Origin of the sequence: Streptomyces sp. NPDC051183 (assembly GCF_040682455.1) — a bacterium.
In the GTDB taxonomy this organism is placed as follows: domain Bacteria; phylum Actinomycetota; class Actinomycetes; order Streptomycetales; family Streptomycetaceae; genus Streptomyces.
Genome location: NZ_JBFBBA010000001.1, coordinates 169,097 through 184,994, shown reverse-complemented (window position 1 = coordinate 184,994; position 15,898 = coordinate 169,097). Strand labels below are relative to the sequence as shown.

The 15,898-nt window shown below is 74.2% G+C and carries 19 protein-coding genes; 7 read left to right on the top strand and 12 right to left on the bottom strand.

The window, feature by feature from the left end:
* Positions 1-73: 73 nt before the first annotated feature.
* Together AB0M99_RS00895 and AB0M99_RS00890 are read left to right on the top strand one after the other, a co-directional pair.
* Positions 74-493, top strand: a complete 420-nt coding sequence (locus AB0M99_RS00895) for a hypothetical protein (RefSeq protein ID WP_365916100.1) — start codon at positions 74-76, stop codon at positions 491-493.
* Between the two features lie 80 nt (positions 494-573).
* Positions 574-1,446: a GNAT family N-acetyltransferase gene (locus AB0M99_RS00890; RefSeq protein ID WP_365916098.1), complete on the top strand. Its 873-nt coding sequence runs from the start codon at positions 574-576 to the stop codon at positions 1,444-1,446.
* Between the two features lie 82 nt (positions 1,447-1,528).
* Here AB0M99_RS00890 and AB0M99_RS00885 read toward each other — a convergent pair whose 3' ends face one another.
* From AB0M99_RS00885 to AB0M99_RS00865, 5 genes are all read right to left on the bottom strand, one after another.
* Entirely contained in the window at positions 1,529-1,972 is a 444-nt protein-coding gene (locus AB0M99_RS00885) for a subtilase-type protease inhibitor (protein ID WP_365916096.1), read from the bottom strand.
* A gap of 211 nt (positions 1,973-2,183) precedes the next feature.
* Positions 2,184-2,582 carry a cyclic nucleotide-binding domain-containing protein gene (locus tag AB0M99_RS00880; protein ID WP_365916094.1) on the bottom strand — a complete coding sequence of 133 codons (399 nt, stop codon included), beginning with the start codon at positions 2,580-2,582 and terminating at the stop codon, positions 2,184-2,186.
* A 146-nt stretch (positions 2,583-2,728) separates the two neighbouring features.
* Positions 2,729-3,031, bottom strand: coding sequence for a hypothetical protein (locus tag AB0M99_RS00875; protein WP_365916092.1), 303 nt, complete (start codon positions 3,029-3,031; stop codon positions 2,729-2,731).
* Between the two features lie 162 nt (positions 3,032-3,193).
* Positions 3,194-3,592: a hypothetical protein gene (locus AB0M99_RS00870; RefSeq protein ID WP_365916090.1), complete on the bottom strand. Its 399-nt coding sequence runs from the start codon at positions 3,590-3,592 to the stop codon at positions 3,194-3,196.
* Complete coding sequence (locus AB0M99_RS00865; RefSeq protein ID WP_365916088.1) at positions 3,589-4,014, bottom strand: hypothetical protein; 426 nt, start codon at positions 4,012-4,014, stop codon at positions 3,589-3,591. Before AB0M99_RS00865 ends, AB0M99_RS00870 begins: the two co-directional genes overlap by 4 nt.
* A gap of 254 nt (positions 4,015-4,268) precedes the next feature.
* On the opposite strand from AB0M99_RS00865, the gene AB0M99_RS00860 reads away from it, so the two are divergent.
* Positions 4,269-7,007: a DNRLRE domain-containing protein gene (locus AB0M99_RS00860; RefSeq protein ID WP_365916086.1), complete on the top strand. Its 2,739-nt coding sequence runs from the start codon at positions 4,269-4,271 to the stop codon at positions 7,005-7,007.
* Between the two features lie 88 nt (positions 7,008-7,095).
* On the opposite strand, the gene AB0M99_RS00855 is transcribed toward AB0M99_RS00860, so the two are convergent.
* On the bottom strand, positions 7,096-7,422 hold the full coding sequence (locus AB0M99_RS00855) for a metalloregulator ArsR/SmtB family transcription factor (protein ID WP_365916084.1): 327 nt from the start codon (positions 7,420-7,422) through the stop codon (positions 7,096-7,098).
* 73 nt (positions 7,423-7,495) lie between these two features.
* On the opposite strand from AB0M99_RS00855, the gene AB0M99_RS00850 reads away from it, so the two are divergent.
* Positions 7,496-9,466: a heavy metal translocating P-type ATPase gene (locus AB0M99_RS00850; protein WP_365916081.1), complete on the top strand. Its 1,971-nt coding sequence runs from the start codon at positions 7,496-7,498 to the stop codon at positions 9,464-9,466.
* A 10-nt stretch (positions 9,467-9,476) separates the two neighbouring features.
* On the opposite strand, the gene AB0M99_RS00845 is transcribed toward AB0M99_RS00850, so the two are convergent.
* Positions 9,477-9,890: a DUF3224 domain-containing protein gene (locus AB0M99_RS00845; protein WP_365916079.1), complete on the bottom strand. Its 414-nt coding sequence runs from the start codon at positions 9,888-9,890 to the stop codon at positions 9,477-9,479.
* A 114-nt stretch (positions 9,891-10,004) separates the two neighbouring features.
* Here AB0M99_RS00845 and AB0M99_RS00840 point away from each other — a divergent pair, with 114 nt between their 5' ends.
* On the top strand, positions 10,005-10,988 hold the full coding sequence (locus tag AB0M99_RS00840) for a transcriptional regulator (RefSeq protein WP_365916077.1): 984 nt from the start codon (positions 10,005-10,007) through the stop codon (positions 10,986-10,988).
* Here the strand turns inward: AB0M99_RS00840 and AB0M99_RS00835 are convergent.
* Entirely contained in the window at positions 10,985-11,350 is a 366-nt protein-coding gene (locus tag AB0M99_RS00835; RefSeq protein ID WP_365916075.1) for a S26 family signal peptidase, read from the bottom strand. The genes AB0M99_RS00840 and AB0M99_RS00835 overlap by 4 nt on opposite strands.
* A 71-nt stretch (positions 11,351-11,421) precedes the next feature.
* Complete coding sequence (locus AB0M99_RS00830) at positions 11,422-11,880, bottom strand: hypothetical protein (RefSeq protein ID WP_365916073.1); 459 nt, start codon at positions 11,878-11,880, stop codon at positions 11,422-11,424.
* Between the two features lie 130 nt (positions 11,881-12,010).
* On the opposite strand from AB0M99_RS00830, the gene AB0M99_RS00825 reads away from it, so the two are divergent.
* A complete protein-coding gene (locus tag AB0M99_RS00825; protein WP_365916071.1) occupies positions 12,011-12,319 on the top strand; it encodes a hypothetical protein in 309 nt (102 codons plus the stop codon).
* Here AB0M99_RS00825 and AB0M99_RS00820 read toward each other — a convergent pair.
* The 3 genes from AB0M99_RS00820 to AB0M99_RS00810 form a co-directional block, all read right to left on the bottom strand.
* A complete protein-coding gene (locus AB0M99_RS00820; RefSeq protein ID WP_365916069.1) occupies positions 12,286-12,831 on the bottom strand; it encodes an adenylate kinase in 546 nt (181 codons plus the stop codon). The two genes, AB0M99_RS00825 and AB0M99_RS00820, sit on opposite strands and share 34 nt — an antisense overlap.
* Positions 12,832-12,887: 56 nt before the next feature.
* Complete coding sequence (locus AB0M99_RS00815) at positions 12,888-13,721, bottom strand: MerR family transcriptional regulator (RefSeq protein ID WP_365916067.1); 834 nt, start codon at positions 13,719-13,721, stop codon at positions 12,888-12,890.
* A 74-nt stretch (positions 13,722-13,795) separates the two neighbouring features.
* Positions 13,796-14,233 (bottom strand): hypothetical protein, encoded by a 438-nt coding sequence (locus tag AB0M99_RS00810; protein ID WP_365916065.1) that lies wholly within the window; start codon positions 14,231-14,233, stop codon positions 13,796-13,798.
* A 357-nt stretch (positions 14,234-14,590) separates the two neighbouring features.
* Here AB0M99_RS00810 and AB0M99_RS00805 point away from each other — a divergent pair, with 357 nt between their 5' ends.
* Positions 14,591-15,826, top strand: coding sequence for an MFS transporter (locus AB0M99_RS00805; RefSeq protein ID WP_365916063.1), 1,236 nt, complete (start codon positions 14,591-14,593; stop codon positions 15,824-15,826).
* The last annotated feature ends 72 nt before the right edge of the window (positions 15,827-15,898 follow it).

Below are 15,898 nucleotides of genomic sequence, written 5' to 3'. Positions count from 1 at the left end.
ATGCCGCCCCCCACAGGAGTGATCTCCGTGCCGCACCTCCCCCGAGAGCCGGGCGGGCGGGTACAAACCGGACATGAAGCTCATGCCCTACAGTCTTGGCGTCCTCGTGCCGACCCTGGTCGCGCTGCTGGCCCCGACGCCCGCCACCGCTCTCGCCCACCCCGTTCCGGCCCAGCACACCGCCCCGCAGATCAGCCGGTTCCTCACCGCCTTCTACGGCCAGCACGGCCCCTCCCGCCACAACCGCGAGCGCCACGTCTCCTCGCAGCTCAGAGAGAAGCAGGAGCGCACCCCGGAGTACGACGTGCTGCTCTGCGCCCAGAACGAGCCGCAGCGCGTCGGCATCGGCCCGATCACCGTCCAGGAGTACGCGGGTGTCGGGTCGGCCACCGTCACCACCCACTGGGGCTCGGGCGACACCCGGACCTTCACGGCGTACGTGCGCCTCGACTCGAACCCCATCGCGGTCGACGACGTGATCTGCGCACCCTGAAAACCGGCTGTGCGGCGTCCTGTTGACGGCTGATCAGGCACCGCTGCGCGGGTCCCGGCGCATCTGGTACAACACCGGACATGACGGGATTCGAGATCACCGGCGCGAGCGCCGCCGACATGGGACTGTTCCGCGCCTGGGCCGACGAGGAGGGCTGGAATCCGGGCGATTCCGACCGGTTCGCGTTCATGGTGGCCGACCCGGCCGGCTTCCTCGTCGGCCGGGTCGACGGCGAGCCGGTGGCCTGCATCTCCGCGGTGCGGTACGGGGCCGGTTTCGGCTTCATCGGGTTCTACATCGCCCGCCCGGCCGTCCGCGGCCAGGGCTACGGGATCCGGCTGTGGAACGCGGGCATGGAACGGCTCGACGGCCGGCTCGTGGGACTGGACGGAGTGGTCGAGCAGCAGGCCAACTACCGCAAGTCCGGATTCCGTCCGGCCTGGAACAGCGTCCGGTACGAGGGAGCCCCCGGCGACGAGCACGGGGACGGGGACGGGGACGGGGACGGACGTGGTGGCGGCGTCGGGATCGTGGACGCCGCCTCGCTGCCCTTCGGGCAACTCGCCGCCTACGACCGGCGGTTCTTCCCCGAGGCACGCGACGCGTTCCTGTCCGCCTGGGTCGGCCTGCCCGGGCGGACCGCCCTGGCCGCCGTGCGGGACGGGCGGATCGAGGGCCTCGGCGTCATCCGGCCGTGCAGCGGCGCCTTCCGGATCGGCCCGCTCTACGCCGCCACCCCCGAGGTCGCGGCCGCCCTGCTGCGGGGGCTCGCGCGGCACGCGCCGGGCGGGGTGGTCGCTGTCGACGTACCCGACGCTCATCCGCGGGCCGCGGCCCTCTTCACCGGCCTGGGGCTGGTCCCGACCTTCGAGGCCGCCCGGATGTACACCGGCCCGGCCCCGGAGCTGGACCTGGCGGGCTTGTACGGGGTCACCAGCCTGGAGCTGGGCTGACGGCCGCCCCCTCGCGGGGGCGGGAGGGCCGGACGGCGGTCGCACGGCGCCGCCCGGCCGGTTCGGCGGCTCAGCCGGCGGTTCAGATCCCGAAGAGTACGCCGCTGCTGTTCCGCAGGCCGCACGGGTTGGCGAAGGTGTACGTGTAGTTCAGCCGACGGCCCTGCCACACCCCGTCGGCCGCCACGGTGACCGGGTCCCACTCCCTGGTACACGCCGCGTCGGAGCGCGGCTGCGCCAGGGCGTCCAAGTCGGGCCCGTGCGCCCGTAATTCGGCGCACGCGGCGGCCGGGGACGGGTGCGTGCCGCCGGGCCGGGGCGCGCAGACCAGGGTGACGGCGCGCCGCACCGTGCCGTTGTCGGCGTCCGCCCCGTCCGTGAGGCTGAGCACGAGCACGGACGGCGCGTACAGGGACTCCGTGCCGGACGGCGCGGCGTCGGCCGCCCCGGAACCGACGAGGGCGGTGAGGGCGGCGAGCCCCATGGCGGCGGAAGTGAGTCCCAGACTCCTGGCGATGGACCGCATTTCGAACACTCCTTGCGTGGTCGTTTCGGATAACGGACGCGAGTCTTGCCCATGCGGAACCGGAACGCCCGTTCGTACCCCCATTTCTCGTCACCGATCGTGAGTGAATGACCGCAGACCGCAGCCGTGCGGGAGCGCTGACCAGTGGGGGAGCGGCCCGCCGAATCGGCTGAACACACCCCCGGGAAAGGGGCTCGGCGCGCCCTCGGCGCTAGCCCGCCGCGGCGGCCCGGGGGGCGTAGAGGTCGATGAGACGGGTGCGGGTCTGCTGGAGCCGCGTCGCGAGGACCCGCCCGACCCAGTGGCCGATGGCGGACCCGAAGGCGGGGTCGGCGTCCATGAGCATCCGCACGGTCGAGCCGTCGAACTCGTACGCGCGGACCGGCGTCATCGCCTCGGCCCCCAACTGCCACACGTACGGGGGGAACAGCCAGGACCAGCCGACCAGCTCGCCGGGGCCCAGGCTCTCGATGGGAGCCGGCCGGCGGCCGGCCACGGGGATCTCCAGGGTCACCGTGCCCGAGCGGACGATCCAGAAGGAATCCGCCCGGGTGCCTTCGTCGAAGATCCGCGCGCCCTCGCGGAAATTGACCTCTCGGGCCTGCGACATAAGGCGTCCACGGTGCTCGGTGGACAGGACGGCTGCGATCCGGATGGGGGAAGGTGTGCTCACGACGGCCTCCGCTCAGGACCCCCCGCTACCCCCAGTGTCGCCGACGCCGGTGCGAACCAGCGCGCGGCGGACCGCGCCCGGTGTCAATCCTCGGCGCCTGCCTCCAGACAGGCCAGCTCCATGGCGTCCAGGACGGCCTCGTGGCTGCGCCGGCTCAGCTCGGCGACGTTCTCGATCTGGGCCGTGGTCCAGGCCGCCAGGGTCATCACCAGCACGCGCAGTCCGTCGGTGCCGTGCTCGGCGAGGATCTCGTCGGCCACGATCATCGCGTCCTCGGGCACCTGCTCAGGGGGCTCCAGGCCGGCGAGGCCCCGCAGCATGACGAGGGTGCGGCGGGAGATCTCCGGTGTCATCCGCGCCAGCCGCAGGTCTTCGTCTTCGTCCATCGCCCCGCCCTCCGATACCGTGCCCGTCCCACAGGCACGGTAGGGGGGCGCGCCCCCCTACGGGGCGGTTTCCGAAGGGTGGCCCCGGGCAACCGGGCGAACCGCGCCCCGCAGGGACCGGCGGGCCCCGCTCCGCCGGTCCCTGCCGGGCAGTCGGCGCGGCTACTCGTCCCACGCCCCCGGCGGGCTCGGCTCGGCATCCGGGAACCACCGTCGGACCGCGTCCAGCACCAGCGGCTCCGCGGTCCGCAGGTCCCAGCTCGTGCCGTCGAACTCCTGTAGTTCCAGCACGAGTCGGCCGTCGGCGTCGTACCCGTCGTAGTCCCCGTCGACCAGCTGCCGGGCGGGGGCGACCAGGGCGAGGAGCTCCAGCGTCCCGATGCGGCCCAGGGCCGCCGCCCGCTCCAGCTCCGGGTGGACCCCCTCTTCGTAGACCTCGACCGTCCAGGTCAGCTCCAGAGCGAACTCGCCCATCCGGAGCAGTAGTTCCGCGAGGGTCACATACCGCTTGGGCGGGCCGTCGCGCCATGCCGAGAAGGTCAGCGGCACAGGCGCCGTCATTCGGGCTGGGCCAGGACCAGGCCCCAGCGTATGCCGGGGTCCGAGGCGGCCACCTGGACCCCGAACGACCCGGACAGGCCGGACCCGAGCTGCACGGTGCGCTCGGCCGGGGTGCCGGCCGGGCAGTCGAGCGCGAAGGTGACCGGCGTGTACTCCGGGAGGTTGGGGGCCTCGAAGGTCACCTCGATGCTTCCGCCGCCCTCGCAGGCGACGGTGAGCCCGGTGTCCAGGTGCCGGTTCAGCCCCGAGCCCACCACGCCCCCGGATCCGGTCCGCTCGGGCAGCCAGACCACCCCGTCGGGCCCGGGGTGCGGCAGCAGATTCCCGCCGTCCGACGCCTGTGCGACGCCCCCGCCCCCGGCCAGCGCCGCGGTCATGGCCACGGTCGCGGCCGCCAGCGCGGCCACGCGTACGAGCTTCATGTCTCCCCCTGTAAATCCGTCGTGTGGATCATTCACCCACGACGCTAACAACCACCACTGACAACGCCCCGGGGCCGCGCCACCTCGGAAACCGGCCAGTCGGCAGCTCCACGGCGCAATTTGGCATCCGATAGGTCAAGTGTGATGAACGGGCTGGAGATTCGGCCTAGGGTGCGCCAGTACACCCGGGGCCGCGGACAGTCGTACGCCTGTTTTCGGCCACACCGCGTAGCGCACACCGAACTGGGGGGTTCATGCGTAGATCCAGAGGGCTGGCGGCCGCTCTCGCCCTGTCCTTGGCCGGAACCGGCACCGTCATCGGCCTCGGCCTCGTCCCGCAGGCGGCGGCCGTCACCCCGCCCGTGGCCTTCACCGCCGACGCGCTGTCGACCTGGCAGCCCAACGGCGTGGTCTGGGCCCTCGCCGAGGCCGGCGGCCAGGTCTTCGTGGGCGGCACCTTCTCCGTCGTACGTCCTCCCGAGGGCGGTGGCGGCAGCGAGCGTTCGGCGGTGAACTTCGTGGCCCTCGACGCCGCGACCGGTGCCCCGACCTCCTGCCAGCTGTCCTTCACGGTCGGCGGCGGAACCGCCACCGTCCGCGCGCTCACCCTCTCGCCGGACAAGAAGACCCTGTACGCGGGAGGCTACTTCGGCGCCGTCAACGGCACCCCGGTCTCCAGCCTCGCCGCCGTCGACGTGGCCACCTGCACCGTGAAACAGGGATTCCGCCCCGCCTTCGCCGCCACGGTGCGGGCCCTCGCCGTCACCGGTGACACCGTCTACGCCGGCGGCGACTTCCTCAGCGTCGCAGGCCAGCAGCGCGAGCGGTTCGCCGCGGTCGACGCCACAGACGGGGCGCTCAAGCCCTTCGTGGCCAATGCCGACGAGCCGGGTCGCGCCGTCGAGGTCACCCCCGACGGCGGCAACGTCGTGCTCGGCGGCGACTTCTTCACCGTCAACGGTACGAACACCCACGCCCTGGCCGTCGTGAACGCGACGAGCGGCGCGCTCACCAAGGCGTACCCGGGATTCATCGAGACCAACTCGGTGGTCAAGGACATCGCGACCGACGCGACGGGCTTCTACACCGCCAACGAGGGCACGGGCGGCGGCGTCTTCGACGGCCGGATCGCCCTCAACCTCAGCGACCTGAACCAGCGGTGGCGCGACACCTGCCTCGGCGCCACCCAGGCCGTGCTCCCGTACCAGAGCGTGCTCTACAGCGCCTCGCACGCGCACGACTGCTCCAGCATCGGAGAGTTCCCGGACGGCCAGCGCCACCACCTGCTCGCCCAGCCGACGACGGCTACCGGCAAGCTCGGTTGGGCCCCCGACACCAACGACGGCATCGGCGAGGGCATCGGCCCGCGCGTGATGGCCGTCGGATCCAAGGGCGGCGTCCAGTACCTGTGGGTCGGCGGCGAGTTCACCACCGTCAACGGGGCGGCGCAGCAGAGCCTGACGCGGTTCGCGTCCACCGGCGACACGGGTGCACCGACCGTGCCGGTCGCGAGCGCCGTCAGCTTCAAGCCGGGCGAGGTGCAGGTGCGCTGGCGCACCAGCCTCGACCTGGACGACAGCGCCCTGACGTACAGGATCTACCGCAACGGCTCGGCCACGCCGATCGGCACGGTCACCGCGGACTCGCTGTTCTTCCGGCGCCCGCAGGCCTCCTGGACCGACACCACCGTCTCGCCCGGCCAGTCGTACACGTACCGCGTGACGGCGACGGACGGGGCCGGCAACACGAGCGCCCTGTCCGGTACGGCGAGCGTGACCGTGCCGAACTCGGCGGACGCGTACCCGAACGCGGTCCGCACGGACGGCGCCCAGCTCTTCTGGCGCTACGACGAGTCGGCCCTGCCCTTCGTCGCGGACTCCTCGGGCGCCGGCAACGAGAGCGGCGTGCACCTGAACGCCCCCGCCCTGCGCCGGACGCCCGCCGCGGTCTCCGGCGCGAGCACGGCGATCGGCTTCAACGGCACGGACACCCGGATCTACGCGGACAAGCGGCAGAGCGTGGGCAGCACCTACAGCATCGAGACCTGGTTCAAGACGAACACCACCCGCGGCGGAAAGCTCTTCGGCTTCGGGAACTTCCAGGCCCGCAACAGCAGTCAGTTCGACAAGCACATCTACATGACCAACGACGGCCGGCTGGTCTACGGCGTCTACACGGGCGCCCCCCGCACCATCACCACCGGCGGCACCGCCCGCTACAACGACAACAAATGGCACCACGTCGTCGCGACCCAGGGCCCCGGCGGCATGACCCTGTACGTGGACGGAGCCCAGAAGGGCACCCTGAACGTCGCCGCGCACGAGAACTTCGCCGGGTTCTGGCACGCCGGCGGCGACAGCCTCGGCGGCTGGCCGGACCGCCCGACCAGCGAGTTCTGGGCGGGCCAGCTCGACGAGACCGCCGTCTACCCGACCGTCCTGAGCGCGGGCCAGGTGCAGAACCACCACGCCCTGGCCTCCGCCCCGGCCGACGCGGTCGTCCAGGTGACCGCCGCGGAGGACACGTACGCCAACGCGGGCGCCCCCGACGGCAACTACGGGACCTCCAGCTCGCTGGCGGTCCGCGGCACCGCGCTGTACGCGAGCTACCTGCGCTTCGACCTGCCCGCCGCGCCTGCCGGCACGGTGCTGAAGTCGGCCGCGCTCAGCGTGAAGACCAGCACGATGAGCGGCGCCGGTACGGCGGACACGGTCTCGGTGGTCCCGATCACCGGATCGTGGACGGAGGCCGGCACGACGTACAACAACCGCCCGGGGCTGGGCGGCCCGGCCCTCGGCAGCTTCGCCGGGATCCCCGACGGCTCGGCGGTCCACACCGCCGGGCTGAACACGGGCACGGTCGCGGCGGCGCTCGGCGGGAGCTACGGCCTGGCGCTGAGCAGCGCCGGTACGGACGCCCTGTGGCTGTGGTCCTCGGAGGTCCAGGCGGGTGAGGGGACGCCGAAGCTGACCCTGACCTTCGGGGCGCCGTAAGGGCCGAAGGGTCACGAGGGCCTGAGGGTCCGAGAACCGGAGGGCCCGAGAACCGGAGGGGCGCGGACCGCAATGGTCCGCGCCCCTGCTACGTCTGGTCCGGCCCGTGGCCGACGTGCGCCAGCACCTGCCGCAGCAGCGCGGTGACGTGCGCGTCGTGCAGTTCGTAGACCACGCTGCGCCCGTCACGGCGGCCGATCACGAGGTCGAGGTGGCGCAGCAGCCGCAGGTGGTTGGAGACCGTGGGCTGGCCCAGGCCGAGGGCCTCGGCCAGCTCGCCGACCGAACAGGGGCCGTGCAGCAGACGCGCCAGGATGCGGATCCGGACGGGCGAGGCGAGGCCCTGCATGACCTCCGCGACGGCGGTGGCCTCGGTTTCGCCGAGCAGGGGCGGCTGGGTGGCCTGGGAATCCATGGTCACCACCATAGATCAGCAGATCAGGACGTGTACAGGTTCACATATTTCAAAGTGCTGATATGTTGATGTCATGACTACGGAGAAGGGCCGCGAAGGCGGCCGCCACAGCGGAATCCTCGGCGAGCGCGCGGAGCTGGTCAGCGCCCTGCTCGCCCTCACCGTCTACCTCACGGGTCTGACCCTCCAGCTGACCGGCCGCGGCGGCGGGCCCGTCCCACAGGCCCTCTTCATCGCGGCGTACGCCTTCGGCGGGTTCTTCACCCTCCGCGAGGCCGTCGCCACCGTGCGCCGGGGACGCTTCCAGGTCGACTTCCTGATGCTCGTCGCCGCGGCCGGCGCCGCCGCGATCGGCCGCTGGGAGGAGGGCGCCGTACTCCTCGTCCTGTTCAGTCTCGGCCATGCCCTGGAGGGGTACGCGATGGGCCGCGCCCGGCGCTCCATCGAGGCCCTCGCCGAGCTGGCCCCGCGCACCGCACTCGTACGGCGCGGCTCCGCGGCCCCGGCCGAGGTGCCCGTGGAGGAGCTGACCGTGGGCGACACCGTGCTGGTCCGCCCGCACGCCCGCGTCCCGGCCGACGGATTCGTCAGCGACGGCAGCAGCAGCGTGGACCAGGCGCCCATCACCGGCGAGAGCGTGCCCGCCGACAAGACGCCGGTCGCGGACCCGGCCGCCGCCCTCGCGGACCCGGCGGGCGTGGACCCGGACAGCCGGGTCTACGCCGGCACCGTCAACGGCGCCGGCGCCCTCGACGTGGTCGTCACCCGGCTCGCCGGGGACAACACGCTGGCCAGGGTGGTCCGGATGGTCCAGGACGCCGAGGAGCGCACCTCGCCGACCCAGCGGTTCACCGACCGCTTCCAGAAGTTCTTCGTACCGGGTGTGCTCGCGCTCGCCGCCGCCCTGCTCACCTTCGGCGCGCTCACCGGCGAGCCCTTCACCGACACCTTCTACCGCGCCATGGCCGTCCTCGTGGCCGCCAGCCCGTGCGCCCTCGCCATCGCCACCCCGGCCGCCGTGCTCAGCGCGGTGGGCCGCGCCGCCCGCGGGGGAGTGCTCGTCAAGGGCGGGGCGCCGCTCGAGGAGTTCGGCCGGCTGCGGACCATCGCATTCGACAAGACGGGCACCCTGACCGAAGGGCGCCCGCGCCTCACCGAGATCGAGCCGGCCGACGGCAGCGGACGCGAGGAGCTGCTGAGCACCGCCGTCGCCGCCCAGCGGCTCAGCGACCACCCGCTCGCGCAGGCCGTGGTCCGCGACGGGGCCGGGCTCCTGGCGGGCGCCCCGGCGCCGGAAGCCGGGAACCTGCGGGCCGTCATCGGCCGCGGGGTCCTCGCCGAAGTCGACGGGGAGGCCGTCCACATCGGCAGCCTTGCCTACGCCGACTCCCTCGCGGGACCGCCCGTCCCGGCCGCACTGCGCGACCGTACGGAAGAACTCGCGCGCACCGGCCGCACCACCATGCTCGTGCGCCGCGGCGACCGCTGGCTCGGCACCCTGGGCCTGATGGACGCGCCGCGCCCGGAGGCCGCGGACACCGTGGCGGCCCTGCGCCGGCTCGGCGTGGCCCGGACCGTGATGCTGTCCGGCGACGACCAGCGCGTCGCCGACGCGGTCGGCCGTGCGGTCGGCATGGACGAGGTCCGCGGCGGCCTCATGCCGCAGGACAAGGTCGCCGAGGTGACCCGGCTGCGCCGCACCGCCCGTACGGCCATGATCGGCGACGGGGTCAACGACGCCCCGGCCATGGCCGGCGCCACCGTCGGCGTGGCGATGGGCGCGGCCGGCTCGGCGGTGGCCCTGGAGACGGCGGACATCGCCCTGATGTCCGACGACCTGCGCCGCCTCCCCTTCATCACCGGCCTCAGCCGCCGCGCGAGCCGGGTGATCCGCCAGAACCTCTGGCTGAGCCTCGGCATCGTCGCCGTCCTCGTCCCGGCGACCCTCCTCGGCCTGGGCATCGGCCCGGCGGTCCTGGTCCACGAGGGCTCGACCCTCCTGGTCGTCGCCAACGCCCTGCGGCTGCTGCGCCACCCGGACTGAGCCGGGGCACTCAGCGCAGTTCGTAGGTGAAGGCGTACTCGACGGAGGATTCGCCGTGACGGGCCCTGAAGGAACCGGATCCCGAGAGGCCCGTCAGGTCGCCGGTACCGGAACCGGGCACCACCTCGAAGCGGCAGTCGGTGCCGGAGGCGTCGAAGGTCCCGCGCTCCTCCAGTACGAAGGTGCCCTTGCGGCCGTCGACGCTGCCGGACAGCAGCTCCATCCCGGCGAAGGACCCGACGCTTTCCGCGCAGTAGCTGATCGTGTAGTTGCAGGTCGTCGCCGAGGCCGTGACGACCCCGGTGAAGGCGTTCGTGACCGTGGCGTGGGCCAGGCGCGGGAAGCCCTCGGCGGGGCCGACCGGCTTCTCCTCCCAGTCGCTGTACGTGAAACGGCCGGCGGCGGGGTTCGCGGGACTGGACATCGTGGGCCTCCTGGTTCGCGGCGGGGTGACTGTCCGCCCCGCACGGGAACACCCTGTCCGGCATACCTGACACCTGCTGTCAGGTACCGGCGGTCAACCCCGCACAATGGCGCCATGCGCGCCGACCGGCTCCTCTCCCTGCTCCTGCTGCTCCAGAACCGCGGCCGGATGACCGCCCCCGAGCTCGCCGCCGAGCTGGAGGTGTCCGTCCGCACCGTCTACCGGGACGTCGAAGCCCTCGGCGCCTCCGGGGTCCCGGTCCACGCCGACCGCGGACCGGCCGGCGGGTACCGGCTGATGGACGGCTACCGCACCCGCCTCACCGGCCTCACCGACGCCCAGGCCGGCTCCCTCTTCCTCGCCGGCGCCCCGGGACCCGCCGCGGACCTCGGCCTCGGCGGCGACCTGGCCGCCGCCCAGCTCAAGCTCCAGGCCGCGCTGCCCGCGGAACTCGCCGGCCGGGCCCGGCAGCTCCAGGACCGCTTCCACCTGGACGCCACCGCCTGGTTCCGGGAGGCCGACCCCGTTCCGCACCTCGCACAAGTGGCCCGGGCCGTCTGGGACCAGCGCAAGCTCCGCACCCACTACCGCCGGTGGAACGGCGAGGTGCACCGCGAGCTGTGCCCGCTCGGCCTCGTCCTCAAGGGCGGCATCTGGTACCTCGTGGCCCGGCCCGCCGCGCAGGAGGCGGTCCGTACGTACCGGGTGGCGCGGTTCCTGGGCGTCGAACCGCTCGCGGAGGGCTTCGAACGGCCCGACGGGTTCTCGCTCGCCGCGTACTGGGAGGAGTCCGCCCGGCGGCTGGAGGCGGCGCGCCACCACCAGACGGCCGTCGTACGCCTCTCCCCGCGCGCCCTGCGCCTGCTGCCGATGCAGTTCGGGGCGGTGGGCGTTCGGGCCCTGGCGAGCGCCGGGCCGCCGGACGCGGAGGGCTGGGTACGGGTGGAACTGTCCGTGGAGTCCCAGGCCGTCGCGGTCTGCGACCTGCTCCGCCTGGGCACGGAGGCGGAGGTCCTCGGCCCTCCGGAGCTGCGCGCGGCCCTCGCGGAGGCGGTGGAGGTGCTCGCGGAGCGCTACCGCGCCCCGGACACCCCCTAGGCCTCCGCCGAAGCCGGCCGGCCGGCGGGGCGGAGCTTGGCGGCTGCGCCCGGGCGCGGGGCGTCGTCCACCGCCAGGCAGATGCCGAAGACGCGGTCGTGACCGGTCCAGCCGTTGACGTGGCCCCGGTTGTTGCTGATCTGCACGCGTCGGCGCGGGACGTCCACCGCCGAGACCAGGTGCAGGTACACCGTCCCGGCGACCCGGGCCAGGTCGATGTCCCCGGGTTCGAGGAGGGCCGGGTCGGCCGGTGCGACCCGGATCCGCCGGCGGCTGCGGATCAGCGGAACCATCGAGGTGCCGGTCGGCCGGAACTCCACGGTCTCGCCCCGGCCCAGCCGGTCCGCCTGTGTGTCGAGCATGCCCATCCGGCGCGTGTGCCGGGGGGCCGTGGGCCGCGCCCACCGGTTTTCCGTCCGGCCCGGCCCGGGCGTCAGCGGGGTGGTTCCACCTCCAGGAAGCGGCGGCGGCGGGGGCCGCGGTACAGCAGGCAGACCCAGCCCAGCGGTTCGAGCGCCGCCGCGCATGCCCTCAGGCGGTCCTGCTCCTCCTCGGCCGCGCCGCCGCCCGGCGGGCCGAGCCAGGTGACCTCGACCCGGCCGTCCCCCGACGGGCTCGCGGCCACCCGGTAGCCCGTCCGCGTCCGGTGGCCCTCCGCGTCCACCGCCGACGGGGGCAGGCCCGCCGCCTCCAGTACGAGCGCCACCGCACGCGGCATCCGCAGCAGCTCCCACGGCGCGGGAACCCGGGTGTCCGCCCCGGCGTTGACCAGGCGCCGGATCTGCAACAGCCCCTCGTAGGCCGTGCGCAGCTCCGCCGCCCGCCCCGACCCCGGCGGCTCCGGGCCGTCACCGGTCGCCGGTCCGAAACCCTGCCCGGGTACCGTCGCCATCCGCTGCCACCTCGCCCTCGTCCTCGCCGATCCGCGGCCGATCCTCCGGTCCGCGTCTGAGTACTCCACGACCAACGGCCTGAGTATCCGCCCCGATTCCCCGCCGCGCCGCCGCTGGTCGAATGGGGACATGACTTCCGACGCCGTGCGCACCGCACCCGCACCTCGCCCGCGCATGCAGCACGTGACCACCGCCGGCTCGGCGCTGGCCGTGGCCCTGGTCCCGCTCGTGGTCGGCGTCCTGCTCGCCAAGACGATGGCCGCGGACCCGTACGCGCCCGTCAACGCCCTGATCACCGGGGGCGGCCAGCGCGCCGGGCTGCCCCGCGCCGAGTGGCGCCGACGCGGCCACGCCACCGTGCGCCGGCTGCGCACGGCCCGCCGCGGTACGGCCCAGCGCTGCGCCTACGTGTGCGGCCGCCGCGCCGACGGCTCCTGAGAGCGGAGCCAGGCATCGGCCGCCCCCGGGGAACGCAGGCGGACCACCGTCAAAGGAGCGAACCGCGCGTCCCCGGCCCGCCGCGCGATCTCCGCGCGCCGGGACCCGTACCGCGTCCAGGCCCACCACACGGGGTGGTCGGCGCGCAGCCACTCCCGCCAGGACTCCCGGTTCCCGCCGAACAGCCGCTCCCGCGTCAGGCTCCGGCGCAGCGAGCGGAGCAGCACCCGGCGCATGACGACGCGCCTCGGGTGGTCCAGCCAGACCACCGTGTCCGCGCGCTCCCACAGCAGGTCGCGGACGACCGGGGCCCCGAAGGAGTCGAGGATCCACCGGTCGGTCCCGGCGATCCGCGCCGCGTCCTCGGCGTAGGTCGGGCTGACGGCCCACCCCGGCCCGGTGAAATGGAGGGCGTCCATCTCGTGGTACGGCAGCCGGAGCCGCCGTCCCAACGCCCGGGCCAGGGTGGACTTCCCGGCTCCGCTGATCCCGACCACCAGTACCCGCTGCATCCGCGGATCCTACGAGGCCTGCCGGCGCCGCGGAACTCGGCGGAACGCGGCGGAACTCAGGGGACGAGCGGCTCCTGGAGCTCCGTCACCCACTGGTCCCGGTCCTCCGGGCAGGCCAGGGCCAGCTCGCGGGCGTACCCGGCCGAGCGCTCCCCGTTCGCGTCGATCCAGCGCCCGAGGGCCTGGGCCGTCGGCAGTACGGAGTCCATCGAGCCCCGGTGCACGACGGTCGCGGCCCGCTCGACCGCGGGCAGCTCGACGATCCGTACCCCGCCGCCCAGCGACTCGGCCCGTACGGCGTCCGCGACCGGCAGCCCGGCGTGCACGAGGACCGACCCCGGCTCGGCCCCCGCCGCTTCCTCGTAGTACGCGACGCTCGGTCCGGTCGGGGCCACCCCGGCGGCCTCGATGCGGCGGCACAGCTCGTCGTACAGAGGCCCGATGACCGGGCCGATGTCCTGCGGCTGGTAACTCCCGGCGATCCCGGTCAGCTCGGCGAGCCGGACGGGGGGAAGGGTCTTCACGACGATGTCCTCAGCAGGCATGGTGCCCTCGCTCTCGATGATCCGGAGCCTCGTCTCGACCTGGGTCAGCCGGGCCGCCGCGGCGGCCATGGCCGACTCCAGTTCCGCCTGCCGCAGCCGCAGCATGCCGCGCAGCTCCTCCGCGCCCACCCGCTCGTCGAGTATCGACCCCACCTGGTCCAGGCTGAAGCCGAGTTCCTTGAGCGCGATGACACGGTTGAGGCGGGCGAGTTGCTCGGCCTCGTAGTAGCGGTAGCCGCTGGCGGGGTCGACACGGGCAGGGCGCAGCAGTCCGAGCGCGTCGTAGTGACGCAGCATGCGGACCGATACCCGGCCGTGCTTGGCGAAGTCTCCGATGATGAACATGACGTCCTCCAGTGCAGGCCCTGACACAGTGTGAGAGTCAAGCCCCCGTCAGCCTATGGGGCCTTTCCCGCAGGTCAGCGCCCGAACTGGCGGATGCACAGGTCCACGATCGACGGCGGTACGGCGCCCTCCGCCGCCGCGCAGAGCTCGTCCCCGCGCGGCGGCGGTGCCGGCGGGCGGCCGGGGCGGGCCGGCGGGGCCTCGGGCGGGTGCGCCCGCCGGGGCGCGGCCGGCTTCGCGGGACGTCCGGCACGCGGCCGGGGAGCCCTGGCGGCGGGCGCGTCGGCCTCCGGCTCCGCCCCCGACTCCGCCGCGGCGGGGGCCGCGGGCAGTCTGCCGAGGGGCAGCGCCGCCGGTGCGTCCTCGCGGGCGGGTGCCTCGGCGGACCCGGATCGCGGTACGGGACCGCGCGCGGGGGCGGCGGGAGACTGCGACTGCGGGCCGACGGAAACGCAGCCGGCGCTCGCGAGGAGCGCAACGAGGGAGAGGGGCACGGCCCGGCGCAACTGCATCCGACCACCATGCCGTACGGGCGGACCGGCCGGGTCCCGGCCTCACGCGTCCGGGTGAGGCCGGGTGAGGCCGAGGAGGGCCCGGTGAGCGCAGTGGGCCCGGTGGATGCGGGGCACCGGGGCGGCAGCCGCCGGCCCGATCCGGTGGGGCGGTCGCGTCCGGCGCCGCTGAACCGCGCGGTCCGCCGGACCGGAGGTGCGCGCGGGGGTGGACCCGACGGTGTTTTCCGGACAGGGTGCGGGATGGGAACGGCCGTACGGACGCCGGGGGAGGCGCGACCTCCGGCGCTCCGCGCGGCCGCACGTCCCCGTCCCGCATGCCGTCCCGCATGCCCTGCCCGTACGGAGTGCCGAACCATGACCGCAGATGCCGCGCCCGCGCCCGACGCGACCACACCAGCAGTTCCCGCCCCCGCCGCCCCTGTCTCCGCCCCCGCCTCCGCGCCCTGGAAGGGCTGGGCCGCCGTGTGCGCCGTCGCGCTCGGCATCTTCTGCCTGATCACCTCCGAACTGCTCCCCGTGGGCCTGCTCACCCCGGTCGGCGCCGATCTCGGCGTGTCCGACGGCACCGCCGGCCTGATGGTCACCGTGCCGGGGCTGGTCGCCGGAATCTGCGCCCCGCTCGTCACCGTCGGCACCGGCCGGCTCGACCGGCGGCACGTGCTGTGCGCGCTGATCGCCCTGATGGCCGCCGCCAACCTCGTCGCCGCCCTGGCCCCCTCCTTCGCGGTGCTCCTCGCGGCCCGGCTGCTCGTCGGGGTCGGCGTGGGCGGTTTCTGGGCGATGGCCGGGGGCCTCGCCGTACGACTGGTCCCCGAGCGCCACGTCGGCCGCGCGACCGCCCTGGTCTTCGGCGGCGTTCCCACCGCCTCGGTGCTCGGTGTCCCCGCCGGCACCCTGCTCGGCGAACTCGGCAGCTGGCGCACCGCCTTCGCGGCCGTCGGGGGCCTCGGCCTCGCCACGCTGGCCGCCCTGCTCCTGCTGCTCCCCCCGCTGCCGCCGGCCCGGCAGATCTCCATGCGCCAACTGCCCGCGCTGCTGCGGGGCAACCGCGGGGTCCGGGCCGGGGTGGCCGTCACCTTCCTGGTGGTGACCGGCCAGTTCGCCGCTTACACGTTCGTGCGGCCGATCCTCCAGGACGTCTCGGGCATCGACGCCGGGTTCGTCAGCACGCTGCTGCTCGGGTACGGCGTCGCGGGGGTCGCCGGCAACTTCCTGACGGGGACCCGCGATGCGCCCCGTACGCTCCTCGTGGTCAGCACCTGCCTGACCGTGGTCCTGGGGCTGATCGCCGTCGTGCCCGGAGCGGTCGCCGGAACGGTCCTGCTGATGGTCTGGGGGCTCGTCTACGGCGGGGTCTCGGTGAGTCTGCAGACCTGGATGAACAGGGCAGCCCCGGACGCCGCCGAGGCAGCCTCCTCCCTGATGGTGGCCATGTTCAACCTGGCCATCGCCGCGGGCGCGTTGGCCGGGGGCCTCGCGGTCGACGGGCTCTCGGCGCCGGCCGCGCCGCTCACCGGAGCCTGCCTGATGTGCCTGGCGGCCGTCACGATCCGGGTCACCTCGCGGGCGGGGGCCGCCGCCGGGCGCTGAGCCGCCGTAGGGGTGCGGGAGGCGGCGCCGTACGAACAGCTCGGACGGATGGGGCGCATCGGACATCCGGCT

Bases quoted from the DNA above. Each gene is read 5' to 3' on its own strand.
- AB0M99_RS00895 (WP_365916100.1), top strand. From the start codon at position 74: ATGAAGCTCATGCCCTACAGTCTTGGCGTCCTCGTGCCGACCCTGGTC.
- AB0M99_RS00890 (WP_365916098.1), top strand. From the start codon at position 574: ATGACGGGATTCGAGATCACCGGCGCGAGCGCCGCCGACATGGGACTG.
- AB0M99_RS00885 (WP_365916096.1), bottom strand. From the start codon at position 1,972: ATGCGGTCCATCGCCAGGAGTCTGGGACTCACTTCCGCCGCCATGGGG.
- AB0M99_RS00880 (WP_365916094.1), bottom strand. From the start codon at position 2,582: ATGTCGCAGGCCCGAGAGGTCAATTTCCGCGAGGGCGCGCGGATCTTC.
- AB0M99_RS00875 (WP_365916092.1), bottom strand. From the start codon at position 3,031: ATGGACGAAGACGAAGACCTGCGGCTGGCGCGGATGACACCGGAGATC.
- AB0M99_RS00870 (WP_365916090.1), bottom strand. From the start codon at position 3,592: ATGACGGCGCCTGTGCCGCTGACCTTCTCGGCATGGCGCGACGGCCCG.
- AB0M99_RS00865 (WP_365916088.1), bottom strand. From the start codon at position 4,014: ATGAAGCTCGTACGCGTGGCCGCGCTGGCGGCCGCGACCGTGGCCATG.
- AB0M99_RS00860 (WP_365916086.1), top strand. From the start codon at position 4,269: ATGCGTAGATCCAGAGGGCTGGCGGCCGCTCTCGCCCTGTCCTTGGCC.
- AB0M99_RS00855 (WP_365916084.1), bottom strand. From the start codon at position 7,422: ATGGATTCCCAGGCCACCCAGCCGCCCCTGCTCGGCGAAACCGAGGCC.
- AB0M99_RS00850 (WP_365916081.1), top strand. From the start codon at position 7,496: ATGACTACGGAGAAGGGCCGCGAAGGCGGCCGCCACAGCGGAATCCTC.
- AB0M99_RS00845 (WP_365916079.1), bottom strand. From the start codon at position 9,890: ATGTCCAGTCCCGCGAACCCCGCCGCCGGCCGTTTCACGTACAGCGAC.
- AB0M99_RS00840 (WP_365916077.1), top strand. From the start codon at position 10,005: ATGCGCGCCGACCGGCTCCTCTCCCTGCTCCTGCTGCTCCAGAACCGC.
- AB0M99_RS00835 (WP_365916075.1), bottom strand. From the start codon at position 11,350: ATGCTCGACACACAGGCGGACCGGCTGGGCCGGGGCGAGACCGTGGAG.
- AB0M99_RS00830 (WP_365916073.1), bottom strand. From the start codon at position 11,880: ATGGCGACGGTACCCGGGCAGGGTTTCGGACCGGCGACCGGTGACGGC.
- AB0M99_RS00825 (WP_365916071.1), top strand. From the start codon at position 12,011: ATGACTTCCGACGCCGTGCGCACCGCACCCGCACCTCGCCCGCGCATG.
- AB0M99_RS00820 (WP_365916069.1), bottom strand. From the start codon at position 12,831: ATGCAGCGGGTACTGGTGGTCGGGATCAGCGGAGCCGGGAAGTCCACC.
- AB0M99_RS00815 (WP_365916067.1), bottom strand. From the start codon at position 13,721: ATGTTCATCATCGGAGACTTCGCCAAGCACGGCCGGGTATCGGTCCGC.
- AB0M99_RS00810 (WP_365916065.1), bottom strand. From the start codon at position 14,233: ATGCAGTTGCGCCGGGCCGTGCCCCTCTCCCTCGTTGCGCTCCTCGCG.
- AB0M99_RS00805 (WP_365916063.1), top strand. From the start codon at position 14,591: ATGACCGCAGATGCCGCGCCCGCGCCCGACGCGACCACACCAGCAGTT.